This is a genomic window from Arthrobacter sp. FW306-04-A, from assembly GCF_044358315.1.
Taxonomy (GTDB): Bacteria; Actinomycetota; Actinomycetes; order Actinomycetales; family Micrococcaceae; genus Arthrobacter.
The window spans coordinates 734,802-751,833 of record NZ_CP084559.1 but is presented as its reverse complement, the minus strand read 5'-3'; the positions used below and the strand labels follow the sequence as shown (position 1 = coordinate 751,833).

Annotated in this window: 18 protein-coding genes; 6 read left to right on the top strand and 12 right to left on the bottom strand. The window is 62.9% G+C overall.

Going from position 1 to position 17,032, the window contains the following annotated elements:
- Window positions 1–59: 59 nt before the first annotated feature.
- A complete protein-coding gene (locus LFT43_RS03540; RefSeq protein ID WP_395801175.1) occupies window positions 60–938 on the bottom strand; it encodes a flagellin in 879 nt (292 codons plus the stop codon).
- Window positions 939–1,233: 295 nt separating this feature from the next.
- On the opposite strand from LFT43_RS03540, the gene LFT43_RS03535 reads away from it, so the two are divergent.
- The 5 genes from LFT43_RS03535 (at window position 1,234) to LFT43_RS03515 (ending at window position 6,332) form a co-directional block, all read left to right on the top strand.
- Entirely contained in the window at window positions 1,234–1,734 is a 501-nt protein-coding gene (locus LFT43_RS03535) for a flagellar protein FlgN (protein ID WP_395801174.1), read from the top strand.
- A gap of 52 nt (window positions 1,735–1,786) precedes the next feature.
- Entirely contained in the window at window positions 1,787–3,208 is a 1,422-nt protein-coding gene (gene flgK, locus LFT43_RS03530) for a flagellar hook-associated protein FlgK (RefSeq protein ID WP_395801173.1), read from the top strand.
- Between the two features lie 3 nt (window positions 3,209–3,211).
- Window positions 3,212–4,099 (top strand): flagellar hook-associated protein FlgL, encoded by an 888-nt coding sequence (flgL, locus tag LFT43_RS03525; RefSeq protein ID WP_395801172.1) that lies wholly within the window; start codon window positions 3,212–3,214, stop codon window positions 4,097–4,099.
- Complete coding sequence (locus tag LFT43_RS03520; RefSeq protein WP_395801171.1) at window positions 4,096–4,512, top strand: flagellar assembly protein FliW; 417 nt, start codon at window positions 4,096–4,098, stop codon at window positions 4,510–4,512. The genes flgL and LFT43_RS03520 overlap by 4 nt, the downstream gene beginning before the upstream one ends.
- A gap of 254 nt (window positions 4,513–4,766) precedes the next feature.
- A complete protein-coding gene (locus tag LFT43_RS03515) occupies window positions 4,767–6,332 on the top strand; it encodes an APC family permease (protein ID WP_395801170.1) in 1,566 nt (521 codons plus the stop codon).
- A gap of 81 nt (window positions 6,333–6,413) precedes the next feature.
- Here LFT43_RS03515 and LFT43_RS03510 read toward each other — a convergent pair whose 3' ends face one another.
- The 10 genes from LFT43_RS03510 to LFT43_RS03465 all read right to left on the bottom strand — a co-directional run bounded on the left by LFT43_RS03510 (window position 6,414) and on the right by LFT43_RS03465 (window position 15,350).
- Window positions 6,414–6,959 carry a hypothetical protein gene (locus LFT43_RS03510; protein WP_395801169.1) on the bottom strand — a complete coding sequence of 182 codons (546 nt, stop codon included), beginning with the start codon at window positions 6,957–6,959 and terminating at the stop codon, window positions 6,414–6,416.
- 237 nt (window positions 6,960–7,196) lie between these two features.
- Window positions 7,197–7,499, bottom strand: a complete 303-nt coding sequence (locus LFT43_RS03505) for a DUF4193 domain-containing protein (RefSeq protein ID WP_028266109.1) — start codon at window positions 7,497–7,499, stop codon at window positions 7,197–7,199.
- A 144-nt stretch (window positions 7,500–7,643) separates the two neighbouring features.
- A complete protein-coding gene (locus LFT43_RS03500; protein ID WP_395801168.1) occupies window positions 7,644–7,820 on the bottom strand; it encodes a hypothetical protein in 177 nt (58 codons plus the stop codon).
- Between the two features lie 56 nt (window positions 7,821–7,876).
- Window positions 7,877–8,737 carry a DUF6454 family protein gene (locus LFT43_RS03495; RefSeq protein WP_395801167.1) on the bottom strand — a complete coding sequence of 287 codons (861 nt, stop codon included), beginning with the start codon at window positions 8,735–8,737 and terminating at the stop codon, window positions 7,877–7,879.
- Complete coding sequence (locus LFT43_RS03490) at window positions 8,718–10,265, bottom strand: inositol monophosphatase family protein (RefSeq protein ID WP_395801166.1); 1,548 nt, start codon at window positions 10,263–10,265, stop codon at window positions 8,718–8,720. Before LFT43_RS03490 ends, LFT43_RS03495 begins: the two co-directional genes overlap by 20 nt.
- Entirely contained in the window at window positions 10,262–11,320 is a 1,059-nt protein-coding gene (locus tag LFT43_RS03485) for an ABC transporter ATP-binding protein (protein ID WP_395801165.1), read from the bottom strand. Before LFT43_RS03485 ends, LFT43_RS03490 begins: the two co-directional genes overlap by 4 nt.
- A 49-nt stretch (window positions 11,321–11,369) precedes the next feature.
- Window positions 11,370–12,239 carry an ABC transporter permease gene (locus LFT43_RS03480; protein WP_395801164.1) on the bottom strand — a complete coding sequence of 290 codons (870 nt, stop codon included), beginning with the start codon at window positions 12,237–12,239 and terminating at the stop codon, window positions 11,370–11,372.
- Window positions 12,239–13,201 carry an ABC transporter permease gene (locus LFT43_RS03475; RefSeq protein WP_395801163.1) on the bottom strand — a complete coding sequence of 321 codons (963 nt, stop codon included), beginning with the start codon at window positions 13,199–13,201 and terminating at the stop codon, window positions 12,239–12,241. Before LFT43_RS03475 ends, LFT43_RS03480 begins: the two co-directional genes overlap by 1 nt.
- Entirely contained in the window at window positions 13,198–14,358 is a 1,161-nt protein-coding gene (locus LFT43_RS03470; protein ID WP_395801162.1) for an extracellular solute-binding protein, read from the bottom strand. Before LFT43_RS03470 ends, LFT43_RS03475 begins: the two co-directional genes overlap by 4 nt.
- A gap of 173 nt (window positions 14,359–14,531) precedes the next feature.
- Complete coding sequence (locus LFT43_RS03465; protein ID WP_395801161.1) at window positions 14,532–15,350, bottom strand: hypothetical protein; 819 nt, start codon at window positions 15,348–15,350, stop codon at window positions 14,532–14,534.
- A gap of 113 nt (window positions 15,351–15,463) precedes the next feature.
- Here LFT43_RS03465 and LFT43_RS03460 point away from each other — a divergent pair, with 113 nt between their 5' ends.
- Window positions 15,464–15,781, top strand: a complete 318-nt coding sequence (locus LFT43_RS03460) for a hypothetical protein (RefSeq protein WP_395801160.1) — start codon at window positions 15,464–15,466, stop codon at window positions 15,779–15,781.
- Here the strand turns inward: LFT43_RS03460 and LFT43_RS03455 are convergent.
- Entirely contained in the window at window positions 15,778–16,998 is a 1,221-nt protein-coding gene (locus LFT43_RS03455; protein ID WP_395801159.1) for a hypothetical protein, read from the bottom strand. The genes LFT43_RS03460 and LFT43_RS03455 overlap by 4 nt on opposite strands.
- Window positions 16,999–17,032: the final 34 nt, after the last annotated feature.

Here is a 17,032-nt window from a genome sequence, read left to right as displayed (position 1 = left end):
CCTGGCCGCCATTGGCGTTAACGCAATTCCGCTACCAGTTGTCCTCTACCGGCAAGGGCTTAGCGGAGGAGGGAAAGAACACCCTGGCCGGACTGGTTCGCCTGGGCAAGCATTGCCGTACCGGCCTGGGACATGATGTTGGCCTTGGTGAACTTGACCATTTCCGCAGCCATGTCCGTGTCCGTGATGCGGGACTGCGCAGCCTGGAGATTCTCCCCGGAGACCTGGAGGGTCTTCGTGGCGTGCTCCAGGCGGTTCTGGGTTGCACCCAGGTCCGCACGCTGAGCGGAGACAGCCGCGATGGCGGAATCGATGGACGCGATCGTGGTCGTGGCCTTGGCGCTGGTGCTCACGTCGAAGCCTGCTGCAGTGGTGGCGCTGGAGAGCGTTCCAACTGCCGTAGCGACGTCGCCGACCTTGACCGAGATCTTGTCGTTAGCGGAACTGCCGGCGCCGACCTGGATGTCCAGGCTGCCCGCAGTGGCTACCTGTCCCGCCGACACGCCGTTACCCGTGGCACCCTTGAGCAGGTCGATGCCATTGAAGTTGGTGGACTGGGTGAGACGGTCCAGTTCCTTGCCCAGCGAGTCGCCTTCACCCTTGATAGCGGTGCGGGCTGCGGTGTTGTTAGTGTCGGACGAGCCCTGGACAGCGAGGTCACGCATGCGCTGGAGGATCGAGTGGACTTCGGTCAGGGCGCCTTCAGTGGTCTGGATGACCGAGATGCCGTCCTGGGCGTTACGGGCGGCCACGGCCGAACCGGAAACCTGGGATTTGAGGCCCTCGGAGATTGCCATGCCGGCGGCGTCATCAGCTGCACGGTTGATGCGCAGGCCGCTGGAAAGCTTCTCCATCGACTTGGACACTTCGTTCTGCGTGTTGCTGAGGTTGCGGTATGCGTTGTTAGCCATCAGGTTGTTGTTGATTGCCATGCCCATGGTGATTCCTCCGTGATTGGGTCTTCGTACTTACAGGCCGTCCGTGGCCTGTCACTTCTGCTTATCGGAACCGGAAAGCCCGTGGTTAGCAAAAACCTGCTAGGAATCTGCCGCAGCCGACAACATCGACCACTTGCCACTTGACTGGACAAAGCAGCCAAGCCATGCATTAACAACTACTAACGCATGGGGAGAGGCGGCCGATAGTTGTCTCTAGCGCGGTGGAGGCACAGGGGAAGTGTCTCTCCGCAGCAACGCACCCAAAGAACCAACCCGGAACAGGAGTTGACCCGCCATGGCCATCCATGAACTGTCGGCCCTGCTGTGGCGAGAACGTGAGCTGCTGGATCTGCTGACATTCAAGCTGGAGGAAGAGCAGTTGCTCCTCACGGCAGGCAAATCCCGCTGGTTACCACATGGCACGCGGGAAGTGGAACAGGTCCTGGAGCACCTTTCCAAGGCCGGCCTGGCCAGGGCTGTGGAAGTAGCGGCCGTGGCAGAGCAATGGGGCCTGCCTGCGGAGGCGTCGCTGGGCGAGCTGGCCTCGGCCGCCCCGGAAGAGGCCTGGGCTGATGTCCTGTCCGCGCACCTGAACGCCATGCAACAGCAGACCGCCACCATCAAGGAGCTGCGTGATTCCAACGAGCAGTTCCTTCGCGCCGCCGTCCGTTCCACGCAGGAGACCATGGCGGACCTGAAGCCGGCTGCCGGGACCTACGACTCCCACGGCCGAACCAGATCCCAGGGCAGGACCGGAGACTCGACCCCATCCCGCCTTTTCGACCAGCAATTCTGAGCGAAACACGGCCGGGCAACCGAAAAAGGCCGGACCACCAAAGGACAAAGCAGTGAGCACATTCGGCGGACTCAACACGGCCTACCTGGGCCTCACCGCAGCGCAACAGGGCATCAACCTTGCAGGGCAGAACATCGCCAACGCCGGCACTGACGGCTACACGAGGCAACGCATTGAACAATCGGCCGTCGGCTCGCCGTTACGCACGGGTCTCAGTGCCGCCGGAGCACAGGCAGGCCAAGGCGTGTCTGTGGACGGAATCGCCCGCCTGGGCAACGCCTTCCTAGACGCCGGCGTGCGTTCCACGGCCGCCCAAGCCGGCTACGCAGGCCTGAGGTCCACCGAACTTCAACGGATCGAGGGGTCCCTCAACGAGCCCGGGGCTGCCGGAATATCGACGGCGCTGCAGGCCTTCTGGTCCTCGTGGCAAGGAGCCTCCAACCACCCCGGCGAAGCTGCCCCGGCCGGCGCTGTCCTTCAGGCCGGCACAACCGTTGCCGAGACTGTTTCAACGGGTTACCGGGCTTTGGATTCGCAGTGGACGCGCGTCCGTGGGGAAGCGGCAACCACCGTCGCCACGCTGAACGATGCCGCAGCCCGGGTGGCTGGACTCAATGCGACCATCCGCTCCGTGACGGCCTCGGGCGGCTCTGCCAACGAGTTCATCGATGCCCGTAACAAGGTCACTGAGACCATTGCTTCCCTGGCCGGGGGAACCGTCCGGGACAACGCCGACGGCACCATGGATGTTTTCGTCGGGGGCAATGCAATCGTCTCCGGCACCTCGCACCGCGATCTCAACTTGGCAGGCCAAGCGACCATGGGCGCCTCCGGTTCAGCCGTGCAGCTGGAATGGGCCGACCGTCCCGGCGTCGCTGTTCCCCTCGACGGCGGAAAGCTCGCCGGTGCGGTATCCCTCCTCGCCCCCGCCGCAGCAGGAGGGACGGGAGGCGCCATCTCCGAAGCCGCCGCTTCCTACAACAGCTTCGCCACCAAACTCATGAACGATGTCAATGCCGTTCACCGCACCGGGCAGTCCACAACCGGCGCCACTAACCTCGATTTCTTCTCCACTACCCCAGGCACCCCCGCAGCACTGTCCCTCAGTGTTGTCCCGACCAGCGCCGCGGGGATCGCTACCGGCGCTCCAGGTTCCGGCGCCCTCGACGGCAAGATTGCGGACGCCGTGGCCCAGCTTGGGGCATCGCCTGGATCCCCGGACACGTTCTGGACCGGCATCGTGACCGGTATTGGCACGGTTTCCCGTTCGGCGCAGCAGCACGAGCAGCTCGCCGACGCGGCGAGCGCGGCCGCCGTCGGGCAGCGCTCCTCCGGCGCGTCCGTCAGCCTCGACGAAGAAAACATCAGCCTGCTCACCAACCAGCACGCCTACCAGGCGGCGGCACGGGCAATGACCGCAGTAGATGAAGCCCTCGATGTCCTGATCAATCACACCGGATTGGTGGGAAGGTAAACCATGCTGAACCGTGTCACGAACCTGACGATGTCCGCGGCCGCTCAACGGAACCTGCAGGCCGGGCAGTCCAAGCTCGCCGCCCTGCAGGACAAGGCCAGCACCCTCAAGAACATCACCCGGCCCTCGGACGATCCCGCCGGCACGGCGAATCTCCTTGCCACGAAGGGCCAGCTCGCTGCCGCCGCGCAGTACGGAAACAACCTCAGCGACGGCAACGGGTGGCTCACCACCGCAGACTCGGCCCTCGGCATGGCCACGAACATCCTTAACCGCGTCCGGGACCTCACCGTCCAAGCCGCCAACGGCTCCGTCAGCAGCACCGCCAAGGAGGCGATCGCCGTCGAACTCGAAGGCCTTAACAAGGATCTCCTCGCCCAAGCGAACACCCAATATCTGGGCCGCAACGTCTTTGCTGGAAGTTCCGATTCCGCGGGGGCGTTCAGCAATGCCGAGCCGCCCGTGTACAACGGAACGCCAGGCGGCACGGTGGAACGCCGGGTTGATGCGTCACAGACAGTGCGGGTAGACGCCGACGGCGGTGCGATCTTCGGCGACGGCGCGGGTTCGGTTTTCGCTCTGGTGAGCAACGTCGTCGCGGACATCCGCTCCGGCGCGGATGTCAGCAGCCGTTTGCCCGCAATCGGTGACAGGATCAAGGCAGTCATCGGGGGGCGCGCGGAGGTCGGCGCAAGGCAGGCCAAGCTGTTGAGCGCCCAGGATTCCATCGATGGGCTGAAGTTGACGCTGGACGCGCAGCGTTCCGGTATTGAAGACGCTGACATAGGAAAGACGGTCCTGGACTTGAAACTGCAGGAAACCAACTACCAGGTTGCCCTCGCGGTCACCGCCAAAGCACTCCAGCCAACGCTCATGGATTTCCTGCGATGAGTACGGCACTGGCTTTTAGTGAGTTGAGTTTCACCGCGCCGATGCCCGGACTTGAAGCCGCCGACGGGTTTGCCTTGCGGGGAATCGACGGCGCCCCCGGACTCTACGCGATGGAGTCAGCCAACCCGCGGATCCGGATGTTCCTGGCCGATGCCGCCGTCTATGTTCCGGACTACGCCCCCGCCATCCCCCACTCAACGCTGGACGTTCTCGGCTTGGACCGGACAGGGTTGGACCGCAATGGTTCAGATCAGATGGGGCTGGCAACCGTCCTCGTAGTGGTCAACCCGACCCAGGAAAAAACCACAGTCAACCTCGCGGCCCCGATCGTGCTGAACCCGGAAACAGGACGCTGCACGCAAATTGTGCTGGACGGCGACGACTACTCCCTCCGGGCCGAACTGAGCGCCTGAGTAGCCCCAAGCCCCCTATGTGAGAAGTGAGATCTCGGCTCTTTCAGCCCGCGAAAGAGCCGAGATCTCACTTCTCGCGCGCCACAAAACCAAAATTGTTTGGAAAGACCCCTTGCGCCAAGGCTTCTCCACGTCCATACTAAATGAACGTCATTCATTTAGTGACTCTCGTCTCACTGGAGAGCAATCTGGATGACCGAATACCACTGCATCACCCAGCGACACCTCTCGGCCATCTAGAAAGAGCCAATCACATGACTCAAATAACCCGCCCAAGCGCAAGGAAAACCGTGGAGGCCCACGATCCCGCGGGCACCGAACACGGCATCAGCGGCAAAGGACTCAAGACGGGGCAGCTGGGGCTCCTCGCCGTCGTCGTCCTTGGAATTTCCTCGGTGGCACCTGCCTATAGCCTGACCAGCTCGCTTGGCCCGGCAGTCAACGCAGTGGGCCTGCAGTTGCCCGCCATCTTCATCGTTGCGTTCATCCCGATGATCCTGGTGGCATTCGCCTACCGCGAGCTCAACGCAGACTCCCCCGACAGCGGCACCACCTTCACGTGGGCCACCAAGGCCTTCGGCCCGTTCATCGGCTGGATGGGCGGCTGGGGACTGCTGGCCGCCAACATCATCGTCCTTTCCAACTTGGCAGGCGTCGCGGTGGACTTCTTCTACCTCTTCCTTGCCCAGGTTTTCGGCAATCCCGATCTTGCTGACCTGACGTCCAACAAAGCCTTGAATATCGCCACGTGCCTGGTCTTCGTGGCGCTGGCCGTGTGGGTGAGCTACCGGGGCCTGCACGCCACCAAACTGGTGCAGTACGCCATGGTGGGATTCCAGGTAGTGGTCTTGGGCGTTTTCATCGTCATGGCCCTTAACCACGCTTCCTCCGGCGACACCCCCACGGCCATCGCTTTCAGCTGGGACTGGTTTGACCCGACAAAGATCAGCAGTTTCGAGCAATTCGCTGCCGGCATGTCCCTCGCGGTCTTCGTCTACTGGGGTTGGGACGTCTGCCTGACGGTCAATGAAGAGACCAAGGGCGGCAAAGGTACCGCCGGCAAGGCCGGCACTACGACGGCGATCGCCGTGCTGGGACTCTACGTCGCCGTGATCGTGGCCACCATGATGGTTGCCGGGATTGGCGGCGATGGGATCGGGCTGAACAACCCGGACAACCAGTCCAACATCTTCGCCGCATTGGCCTCGCCTGTCATGGGTCCGCTGGCCATCCTGATGTCCCTCGCTGTACTCGCAGGCACCGCCTCGTCCTTGCAGTCCACCATGGCTTCCCCTGCCCGCAGCCTCCTGGCCATGGGACACTACGGCGCCCTGCCGCAGAAGTTCTCCACCGTCAGCAAGCGCTTCGGTTCCCCGGGGTACGCAACCATCATGGCCGGAGCAATTTCCGGCGGGTTCTACGCCATCATGAAGGTTGTCAGCGAGAACGTCCTCAACGACACCATCCTGGCGCTGGGCTTGATGATCTGCTTCTACTACGGGATGACCGCGTTCGCCTGCGCTTGGTACTTCCGGCACAGCGTGTTCAGCAGCGTCCGAAACTTCTTCATGCGCCTGCTCTTCCCGGTGGTCGGCGGCGTCGTGCTAACGCTGGTCTTCATCCAGACGGCGGTGGACAGCTGGTCGCCGGACTTCGGTAGCGGGTCCGAAATCTTCGGCGTCGGCCTGGTGTTCATCATCGGCATCGGAATCCTGGCCCTCGGAGCGGTGGTCATGCTGGTCATGGCCCGCGTCCGGCCCGGCTTCTTCCGCGGCGAAACCCTGCGTAAGGACACCCCTGCCCTCGTAGTTCCCGAGTAGCATCCAACACGCAGAAGCCCTGTTCCGGAACCACCCGGGACAGGGCTTCTTGTGTGTTCATCCCGCCGACCGCGGGTTGCTTCACCACATATGGGCCACATCAATCACCAGGCGCGATCCCGCTCCGGGGCCGGCCAGCGTGAAGACCCTGAACGGAAGCCGGGCACGGACGCCCAATCCGAGGCTGGTGTAGCCCTCGAAGCTTCCCGCGTATGCCACTTGCCGGAAGGTCTTGTAGCCGGCGACGTCGGTCAGTTCTGTCTTGTTGGCCGGGTTGTACGTGGCACCGCCGCTTGAGTTGTACGCTGGCGCGTTGACCGTGACTTGCAGAAACGCATTACCCCTCACCTCGACGGGAAGTCCGGAGCCGTCCTGCAATACCTGTGGGACGTACCGGATCGAGTAGCCAGCAACCGTGCCGTTCAGATCGACCACCAAACGGTCAAAGCATGGTTGCTGCCCCGTCCTGACGTTGACAACTGGAGCCTGGGTCAGCGCCGGGCTGGACTTTATCAACGATCCCCAGGCGATCCCACAATACGGGGCTGCCGAAGCTGCCCCCGGGGCCACGAGACCAAGCCCGGTGGCGAGGATCAAAGCTGACAACCACACGTGAAACTTTCTCACTTGGGCCCACTCCTCCTGAGTGCTTGAGCGATTTCGATACCTCAAGCGTAGGAGCGTCCAGGTCCTTTCAGGGGTTCCGTATCCGGTTCGGCCCCCAACCGTTAATGGACCCGGCGCAAGGTCACGGGGACGTCTTTCAGCTGCCCGGATTCCGCGATTTTCAGGGGTTTCGGCGCAGTTTCGCGCCACTGTTCGTTATCCCCGATAACGACGCCGGGGGTGCTTTGCGTGCGGGGTTTAGCCTTCGCAGTCGCGGCAGTACTTGAGGCCGTTCTTTTCCAGCGCGATCTGCGACCGGTGACGGACCAGGAAACACGATGAACACGTAAATTCATCGGACTGCTCCGGGACAACGATGACGGTCAGTTCTTCGCCGGACAAGTCGGCGCCGGGAAGGTCAATGCCCTCGGCTGTGTCGTTCTCGTCGACGTCGATGACAGCAGTCTGGGCACCAGAGCCGCGCGACGCCTGAAGGGCCTCGAGAGATTCGGCGGGAGACTCTTCTTCGGTCTTGCGTGGGGCGTCGTAATCGGTAGCCATTGGTGTGGTTCACTTTCGTTGCTGCATAGCGCCATTTCAGGCACCTCAGTGAAGCAGTTTAGGGCATATTACACGCCAGCAACGAATAGTGTGTTCAACAAGACATTTGGCTATCCGGGAACCCCGGAAACTCAAGGGTTTGCGCTACTCCCCTGCGCGAATTCTCCGTGCTTGGGCGTCCGCAATGGCCACACCGCTGAGGGCCGGGAGCCAGCCGTACCGGGTGGCTTCCGTGGCTCCGGAGGCCCCCAGCTCGGCAGCTTCGTAGAAGTAGGCTGCCTCGATCCAGGCACTGACCTTGGACATGATGGATACAATCATGCGGCCACGCTATCCATGCCCGGTTCAGGCCCGGTTTCCGGACTGTCACGGTTGTGTTAAATGATCCGGTAGCTCAGGATCCGTGTTCCGCCAGACTCGTCACCGTCGTCGGGAGCAGCATGAAACAGTAGCCCGGATTCATCCGCGGTGACGGTGACAGGATTGCGGGTGATGACGTGGCCGGCAGCGCTGAACACGCTGACAGGGACGTCCCGCTTGATTCTTTGCCGAAGTGGTTCCACCAGGGCCAGTCCCCCGAGTTCAAGGGAACTGCCACCAGTGTGCGGCAACAGGGAAATACCGCTGCACAGCAACAGTCCGGGACCAAGGAGTTGGGCATCCTGGTAGTCAACAAAGTGACCGGGATTCTCCCACTGGCCCAGCAAACGGCCCTCTGCATCCCAGGTGTAGAGGTGCCGGGAACCCCAGCTTCCACCGAAGACGAGGTCCAGTCCGGGATCGCGGAGGATCCAGCCAATGTGGTCGTCCACGCGGAACCGCTCACGGACCTCGAAGCTGTCCGGATCGATCGTGTACACGATACTCCGGCTCCGGGCCCGGTATTCGGCCACTGAGACCCACACGTGGTCGCCGTCGAAATCGATACCGCCGGGGTGGTACGCCGTGTCCTCGCCCACGGGGATATCGCGTAGCAGCCCACCGTCCGGGTCGAGGACGAAGACGTGCCCGCTCCCCCGCCCGGGCGTGCGCAGCGCCGGATCCGCCGCAGGGCGCGGCGCCTCCAGGATTTCAACAGAGGACAGGAATGTCAGTCCTTTCGCGAAAGCCATGCCCTGCGGGTGGTACGTCGGAAAGTCGAGGTGGACTTCCCCGAGCAACTCAAAACGGCTCCGCCGGTCAATCGCAGAAACAGCGTCGGCGAGGAGGGCCCGTTTCTCAGTTGCCGGCGTCGGCACTTACTTGCCTCCAGAGTGCGTAAAGCTCGGCGGAATACTCCGGACGGACCGCAAGCACCCCACCATGTTCGGGGAACAAGTCCGTCTCACCCTCGGAATTGAGGACAACGCCCCCGGCCTCATGCACAATGAGCGTGGCGGCCAAGTGGTCGATCGGGCTGAAGCCACCGATGATCGCTCCCGCACCACGTCCCGCGGCGACCCCAACCACGGTCATGGTGGCTGAACCCATGATCCGCATGATGCTGTGCCGCTCGCCAAGCTGTTCAAGAAGCTCCAGCATGCCGGGCCACGGCAAGTGCCCCGCCAGTTCCGTCGCCACGACAGTTCCGGCCAAAGGCGCCGGCGAAACTCCCACAGGAGCCAGCAACAGCTGCTGCCCGTTCAAGCGGGCACCCCAGCCAGCCACGGCTTCGAAGATCTCACCGCGCCAGGGGTCCGCGACGACGGCCACCGCGGGCTTGCGGTCCACAGCCAAGGCAAGCGAGAACGCCGTCCAGGGAATGTGGTTCACGTAGTTGGTGGTTCCGTCGACGGGATCAAGGTACCAACACGGTGCGCCGGGAACGGCGACTCCGCCCATTTCCTCGCCAACCACGGTGTGGCCGGGAAGGCGGGCGGCAATCGTTTCGCGGACATAGCGCTCGACGGCGACATCGACTTCCGTGACCAGATCAGCAGGGTGCGCCTTGGTAGAGACCTGGCCGCGATCGGCGTCGTGCATGTACCCGACGGCCCACTCGGCAAGTTCCAGGGCGACTTTCCGGGACTCGAGAACCTCGTCCCCGGCCAGCGCCTTCGGCGCCTCGGCCGAAGCCCATGCTTCGGGATCTTCGGCGATGGCGCTTTGCAACAGATCCAGCTGGTTACTGGTGATCGAATCCACGCCAAGTCCCAACGCCCAGCGCATGGACTCCACGTCGTCCACGGTCCAGCAGGAAACCTTCGCCCCCGCTGAGTGGATCTGCTCCACCATGTCCTTGCTGAGAACCACGTATTCGGAGTTGACGAACTCGGGATTCAGCTCGGCCAGGAGGTCTTCCGGCGGGGCGACCCTTTTGTTCCACGGCAACCAGATCCGGGCATCCCGGTCCAGTGCGCGGATGGTGCGCATTCCGTCCAGGTTCCCGCACCAGGACACTGCCACGCCGCTTTCGCGTACGACGGCGGCGGCCGCCTCAGCAGGGCTCGGCTCGTCCATGTCGATGAGCAGCGTAGACGGGCTGCCGCGGAAAAGTTCGAGGGCTTCGGAGAGCAACGGGATGCGTTCTTCTCCGGCGCCCAGCTGGCCGATCCGGTCATAGTCGACGTCTGCGGCGTCGCAGTCCAGGCCCCAGATCCTCAACAGGGAGGCGTCGTGGAGCAGGATCACTTGCCCGTCCTTCGTGACCCTGACATCCACTTCCACGAGGTCCGCGCCCACTTCGATGGCTGAGGCGATCGCAGGCAGGGTGTTTTCCAGGAAGTTGCTGGAATCACCACGGTGGGCGGTGGCACGCGTCTTTTCGGTGGCTGCGATGCGGCTCAACGTGCAGCACCTGCCTCTGCTACCAGGCGTCCGTCCCGGAAAGTCATGGCCTTGCGAATCTCCGCGTAGGTCTGCTGGCCCGGATGCATGAGCTCGCCCGTGACGAAGCTGCGGAGCTGGGCGTCCGCCCTGCGCAAGTACACCTCCTGGAAATGTCCGCGTGGGACAACCCTTTCAACCGTGGCGGGGAGTGCGCCATCGAACGGCACGTCATGCAGGATGACGTCCTCTGGTCGGATCCCGAGAATATCCTCGCCCGCGGTGATGAGTCCGTTGTTGAGCGAGCCTTTCACGCGGTTCATACTGCCGATGAACGTGGCCACAAACTCGGTTTCCGGGCGGGCATAGAGGGCCTCCGGGGTGCTGTATTGCTCGATCCTGCCCGCATTCATGACGGCAATGCGGTCTGACATGGACATCGCCTCTTCCTGGTCGTGCGTGACGATGACCGTGGTGATGCCCAGCTCCTGCTGGATCTTGCGGATGTCTTCGCGCACTTTGACACGCAGTTTCGCGTCCAGGTTGCTCAGCGGCTCGTCGAGGAGCAAGAGCTTCGGCTCCTGGACCAGGGCCCGGGCCAAAGCCACACGCTGCTGTTCGCCGCCGGAAATGCGCGCCGGCTTGGAATCCTTGTGGTGCAAGAGGCTGACCAGTTCCAGGACGGTTTCCACCCGATCCTTGATCTCGGCCTTGGACATCTTGCGCAACTTCAGCGGGAAGCCGATGTTCTTCGCCACGGTCATGTGGGGCCACAGGGCGTAGTTCTGGAACACCATCGCGCTGGGGCGGTTCTCCGCGCCCAGGTGGGACACTTCCTGGCCTTCCACCTCGATGGAGCCGGAGTCGGGTTCCAGGAAGCCGGCGATCATCCGCAGGGTAGTGGTCTTGCCGCAGCCGGAGGGCCCCAGCAAGGACACGAGTTCGCCCTCCTTCACTGACAGGTCCAGGTTGTCAATGATCGTACGGCCGCCGAGGATCTTGTGGAGGCCGCGGATGGTCAGTCCACCGCTAGCCGCGGCGCCCGGCTCGGTGGTGCTGGCCGGTGGTTCAGTCAATGGTTCATGAATTGTCATGGGGTCTCTGTCTGACGTTGAGCGCAGGGCGCTATTTGATCTGGAAGCCCTCGGCGAGCTGGCCGCCGAGGATGTGCTTGTGCGCCGCGAGCATAAGCGCTACGGAGGGGATGGCCAGCAATATGGAGAAAACGGCCGCCACCTGCGTGGGGTAGTTCAGCACCAGGCTGTACATCTGGGTCGGCATGGTCATGAAGGCCGGCGCACCCACCAAGTACGTTCCCTGCGCTTCGTCGAAGGACGCCAGGAAGGACATCACTGCGGCGACGATGATCCCGGGCAATGCCATGGGGAGCGTCACTGAAGCGAACACGCGCAGTTTGGAGGCTCCGGCGTCGCGGGCTGCTTCCTCCAGGTTTCGCGGCACGGCAGCGAACGCTGCCGCGGGGATCCAGGTCATGAAGACCACGGTTCCCAACACATGCACCACCAGGATTCCCAGCACGGTGTTCATCAGGTTCAAGGCGTAGAACAGTGCCGCCAGGGTGACGAACAATCCCATCTTGGGGAAGGCGTTGGTCGCGAACAGGCTGATCAGGAAGAACCGGCGTCCGGGAAAATCAAAGCGGGCAAAGGCGTAGGCCGCGGGCAAACAAATGATCGCAGAAACCAGCACCGTCAGCGGAGCGAAGAACAAGGAGTTCTGCACAGCGACGCCGAGTGCGCCGTCGTTAATGACAACCTGCCACCAACGCAGCGTCCAATCATCGGGAAGGAGGTTGGGGAACGTCCAGGTACCGGCGAAAGCGCGGACGCCCAGCCAGAGCAAGGGGCCCAGGATGAAAACGACCATGAGGACCACGAACAGGACCACCAGGGCACTTCGGACGATCGAGTCCAAGGTGAGCGGCGGACGGGTGCGGGAAGCAGGCCCGGTGAGGGAATCAGTAGTGATAGCCATCAGACTTTCCCCTGTTCCTTGGCGGAACGGAAATTTGCCCACACGTAAAGCGCGGCAATTCCGGAGGCAATCAAGAACACAGTGAAGGCCATGACGGCCGACTGCTGCGGCTGGTTGAAGGACGAGAAGTAGTTGGACATGTCCACTCCGAGCATGTTCGGCGAATTGGGCCCGGTGAAGTAAGGGACCGTGAACGATCCAACGATTCCGATGGCGGTAAACGTCGTCGCGATGATGATCGGAACAGCGGCCATGGGAACGATCACCGAGACGATCGTGCGCAAGGAGCCGGCACCGGCGTCGCGGGCTGCTTCGATCATGGCGTTCGGCACGGACTGCAGTCCGGAGGAGACCATGAGCACCGCGAAAGGCAGCGAAGTCCAGACCGAGCCGATGATGACCGTGACCATCGTGAAGGCCCACACCGGGAAGTCGAGCCCGAAGATCGCGAAGACGCTCCGCAGGAAACCCGTACCGGAATAGAAGGTCAGGATGGCCCAGGAAGCGATGACCACCGGGATGAACAGCGGCACAATCGCAAGGCCGGAGAGAAGGCGGGCCATTCGGCCGCCCTTGAGCTTGAGGTAGAGCCCGATCCCAAGGGCCAGGAAGAGGACCGTTATAGTGCTCACGAGAGTCACAATGACCGTGACAAGGAGGTCTCCGAGGAAACGCTTGTTGGTGAACATCTCCTGGTATGCCGCCAAAGTTCCCCACCAGGCGTCGGCCTCGTGCACGTTCTGGCCGATGGTGGCAATCGTGTGGTTCAAGCCGCCGGTCAGGCCGATGCTGAAACCGAAGGCGAGCACGATGGGGAAGCCGACAAAGAGCGCGATCAGCAGGATCGGCGGGAGGGCCATGAAGAACCCGACGGCGCGCTGGCCGACGCGCTTCGGACGCCCGACGCGAGCCGGCGGAACTGTCGGTTCCAGTTCCGCCGGCTTGTGAAGCGTGGTTGTCACTGGCCGGGAACCTTCTGGTCCCAAACGTTGTTCAGGTCCTTGCCCATCTGGTCGAAGTAGCCCTTACGCAGGTTGTTCGTGTCTGCGTCTTTGAACTTCTCCTTCACATCTGCCGGCAGCTTGTCCAGGCTGATGGCCGGGAAGCCGGACATTTCCTTGATGATGGTGGTCTGTGCGTCCGGCGTCAGGACGAAGTTGGCAAGCTTCAGGGCCGCTTCCTGGCGGGGCGAAGACTTGGGAATGCCGAGGTACGCAGCACCACCGGTGAAGGAGGGGTTGCTGATCTGCGTGGCCTTCACGGAGGAGGGAATCTGGCCGTTGGTCGAGCCGGTGATGAACTGGTCGGACCAAACCGGGGCCATGGAGATCTGCCCACTGGCGAGCAGGTCAAGGGTCTGCTTGTTGCCGTTGGGGTAGACGCCGCTCTGGAAGACGGACGAGTTGAGGTCCTTAAGCGTCGCGAAGCCTTGGTCCCAGTACTTCTCCAGGTCCTTCTCGTATCCGACGGCCATCTTGGCGCGGGCGTCGGCCGGGACGAACTTGTCCAAAACCGTGGCAACGAATGCGCCGCCGGATCCTCCGGACTTGGGCGAGTTGTAGGTGAACTTGCCCGGGTTTGCCTTGATCCAGGCGAGCAGCTCGTCAAGGGTCTTGGGCGGAGTGGCGACTGTCTTGGTGTCATATGCCAGGAGCACTGCGGACCCGCGGTACGGGATGCCACCCGTGCCACCGGCCTTGATGACATCCTGCGGGACATCGTTCAGGGCCGAAATCGTTTGCGAGCTCACGGACGTCAGCAGATTGGCGGCGGAGGCCTTGGGAACGAACCCGCCGTCCACCAGGTCAAAGTCAGGTTCCTTGTTCTGCTCCGTGGCGCTGGTCAGTTTCGCGAGGGTCTGGGCATCGTGCTCACCGTGCAGATCCAGCGTGACCTTCACGTGGTAGCCGGGGTTCGCCTTTTCGAACGCGGGGACGAGGCTCTTTTCCCACAGGCTCTGGACGTTGGTGTCCCCACTGATGAACACGGTGATCGTCTTGTCCGGCGATGCGCTCGCGCCATTGTTCTGGGCCGATGCGGTGCTGCTTTGAGCGCAGCCGGTCACAGCGGTGGCTGCAACAACGGCGACGGCGGCCGCTGCTAGGAAGCGGTTGGTCATGGTGTTCCTTCATCTTGTCTCGAAAAGTCCCCAAATGCAGGAACCACCATCCAAGGCCAAAGTGAAGGAGCGGGTCACGGGTCATGAATCCACGGTTAACCGGAAACAGAATTAACGCGAATATGTCAGGACATACGAACAACAGTACGAAACTTGCGTTGACGCTTACTGCCCTACGCGGGTGTTCGCCGCCTTGCGATCGTCAAGAACGCGACCAAAGCAACTATCGCTGCGGCCAGGACCAGGCTGACCGGGCCGGTGCCCAAGTCGAGTCCCCCGCGGTCGGCGGAAACGGCGGTCCAGTCGGCGAAAGACGCACCCAATGGCCGAGTCAGGATGTACGCGAACCAAAAGGCCGGGATCGCTGCGAGCAGGCGCCGCCGGTGGGCAAGCGCCGGGACCGCAATACAAACTGCGAACATGATGCCGGAGGCGAGGTAGCCCAGGCCCAGTGTGTAGGCGGTCAGGTCCCCGGTTGCCGTGCCGAGTGCGAAGGTTGTCAGCACCGCAGTCCAGTAGAAGGACTCCCGACGCCGGGTGGTAATGCTGTGAATGGAGAGGGTCTTCTCCCTCCGGTGCCAGAGCAGGAAAACGACGGCGAGCACCACAGTGAAGAACAGGGTCGACGCCAGGTAGGGAACGCCGAGCCCGACATGCACGGCGTCGGCAGCCATGGTGCCGAACACACTGACCATTGCGACGGCGGTCCAGTAAACCCAAGGGATGTAGCGGCGGACGGAGAACTGCAGGACCAACGAAATCAGCAAGGCTACGAACCCCAAGGACAAGGCGATCTCGGGTTCGAATCGGTGGACGAGGAAGTCGGACGTCGTTTCGCCCATCCCGGTGGTGAGGATCTTCACTACCCAGAACAACAGGGTGACCTCGGGTACCTTCGAGTCGGAGGTTCCGGAGACGGCGTTTTGCAGCCGACCGCCAACAGCTAGGGTGTCTTTGACGCGCGGGCCGGCGGTCAGTTCTTCGGGCATCATGGCCCCATTGTTCATGGCCTTCCCGAACGTTTCCCGAAAATGACGCCGGGCGCAGACCTGATACGGCAGCGAGCCTCAGCGCAGCCCAGCCGCATCCGCGGGATAATGGATACATGGCCGATCAGGATCTGGATCCTTGGGATGAGTTCGACAGGCTCACGCCCGCAGGACACGATCGCGTCGAGGGACACCCCGGAGGGGAACCCTTGGGCTTTGGCTTCCAGACGGGCGTGCGGAGCGCAAGCGTGGCCTTCGGATTCGCCGTTTACGCGCTGGTCCTGGGAACCATACTCGTGCTCGTCGGTGCCATCGACTTTATCGGCAAGGGCGAGTTGCTGTGGCTGGGATTGATGGCGCTCATCGAGGCGGCCTTCATCTACGGCTTCATCCAACTGGCGCACCAAGCGCGCAACCGGCGCTCAAACCCCTAGCTTGCAGATCGTGGCTTGCCGCTGTCGTCACGGGCAAATCTCTTGCGTCGCCCGGCGGCCAGGATAAAGACAGCGACGGCGATTGCCACTGTCGCGGCGCCGCCCGCGATTGCAGTCATTGTGTTCCAGGGGCTGATAATCCCATCTCCTGACTGTGTTCCGGCGGCGGCATGCCCCGGTTGCTCGGGCTGGGTGATTGCCGACGCTGGTTTCGAGGCTGCTGAGCCTGCTCCGCCTGCGGCAGCGGGGGCGTACCGGGATACCGAGCCGTTGCCCGTACCGTTGCCCGGGTTCGTCACGATGATCGTCCCGTCCGGAGCCAACGCCAGATGTCCTGGGTTCCTGTCGATTGGAATGGAGGATCCCATTGCTGTTGCGCCCGGCGGGATGACGGACAACACGCGGTCCTGGACGGTCGCCACGAAGAGGGTTCCGTCCTGCCCGACAGCAGCCTCTTGGGGTCCTCCCGAGATCGGTATGCGGTACGCGACGGTGTCAGCGCCCGGTTTGATGACAGCAACCTCGTTGGAACTGATGTTGGTGACGTAGATTATCCCGTCGGGGCCTGCGGCGATCCCGTGGGGGTTCTCTGTGTGCCCGGGTGTTGAGCTGACCTGAATGGTCCGTGACACGGTGTTCGCCCCCGAAGGAATGACCGAGACCGTCCCTTCGGCCTGGTTCGCAACAAATGCGGTGCCGTCTTTCGTGACCGCGACTTCCACTGGCCCGGCTCCGACGGCTACTGTCCGGTCCACGGCCGATCCCTTCGGCCCGATGACCGACACGGTGTGCTCTGAGGAGTTCGGAACATAGATCGTCCCATCGGGGCCCGCGGCGATCAGGTGATTCCCGGGCGAGACCGGAATTCGTCCTACGACACCGGTGGCGCCGGCGGGAATGACGCCCACGTCGTATTGACTCGTGGAATTGTCCCGCTCAGCCACATACAGGGTGCCATCCGGGGCCATGGCAAGGCCCGAGGTGTAGCCTCCCGTGCCGATGGTGCGGGAAGGCCGGACCGCTCCGGGCGGTATCACCTGGATCCCGCCAGCCGCGCCGTAATCGCCGGCATACGCAGTGCCGTCGGAACCAACCACCACCCCAACAGGCACCCCTCTGACCTCGAGAACCTCCGAAGGGGCCGCCACCGCGGGCACGGCCCCTAGAAAAAGGACCGACCCCGCCGCGGCCATGCCGGCCAGACTCCAATTCTTCACTTTCTAACCCCCAAATGTCCCCCACGACGGCGCG

Excerpts from the sequence above, each read along its gene's own strand:
- LFT43_RS03540 (WP_395801175.1), bottom strand. The coding sequence starts at position 938 with ATGGGCATGGCAATCAACAACAACCTGATGGCTAACAACGCATACCGC.
- LFT43_RS03535 (WP_395801174.1), top strand. The coding sequence starts at position 1,234 with ATGGCCATCCATGAACTGTCGGCCCTGCTGTGGCGAGAACGTGAGCTG.
- flgL (WP_395801172.1), top strand. The coding sequence starts at position 3,212 with ATGCTGAACCGTGTCACGAACCTGACGATGTCCGCGGCCGCTCAACGG.
- LFT43_RS03520 (WP_395801171.1), top strand. The coding sequence starts at position 4,096 with ATGAGTACGGCACTGGCTTTTAGTGAGTTGAGTTTCACCGCGCCGATG.
- LFT43_RS03515 (WP_395801170.1), top strand. The coding sequence starts at position 4,767 with ATGACTCAAATAACCCGCCCAAGCGCAAGGAAAACCGTGGAGGCCCAC.
- LFT43_RS03505 (WP_028266109.1), bottom strand. The coding sequence starts at position 7,499 with ATGGCTACCGATTACGACGCCCCACGCAAGACCGAAGAAGAGTCTCCC.
- LFT43_RS03500 (WP_395801168.1), bottom strand. The coding sequence starts at position 7,820 with ATGATTGTATCCATCATGTCCAAGGTCAGTGCCTGGATCGAGGCAGCC.
- LFT43_RS03480 (WP_395801164.1), bottom strand. The coding sequence starts at position 12,239 with ATGGCTATCACTACTGATTCCCTCACCGGGCCTGCTTCCCGCACCCGT.
- LFT43_RS03470 (WP_395801162.1), bottom strand. The coding sequence starts at position 14,358 with ATGACCAACCGCTTCCTAGCAGCGGCCGCCGTCGCCGTTGTTGCAGCC.
- LFT43_RS03465 (WP_395801161.1), bottom strand. The coding sequence starts at position 15,350 with ATGATGCCCGAAGAACTGACCGCCGGCCCGCGCGTCAAAGACACCCTA.
- LFT43_RS03460 (WP_395801160.1), top strand. The coding sequence starts at position 15,464 with ATGGCCGATCAGGATCTGGATCCTTGGGATGAGTTCGACAGGCTCACG.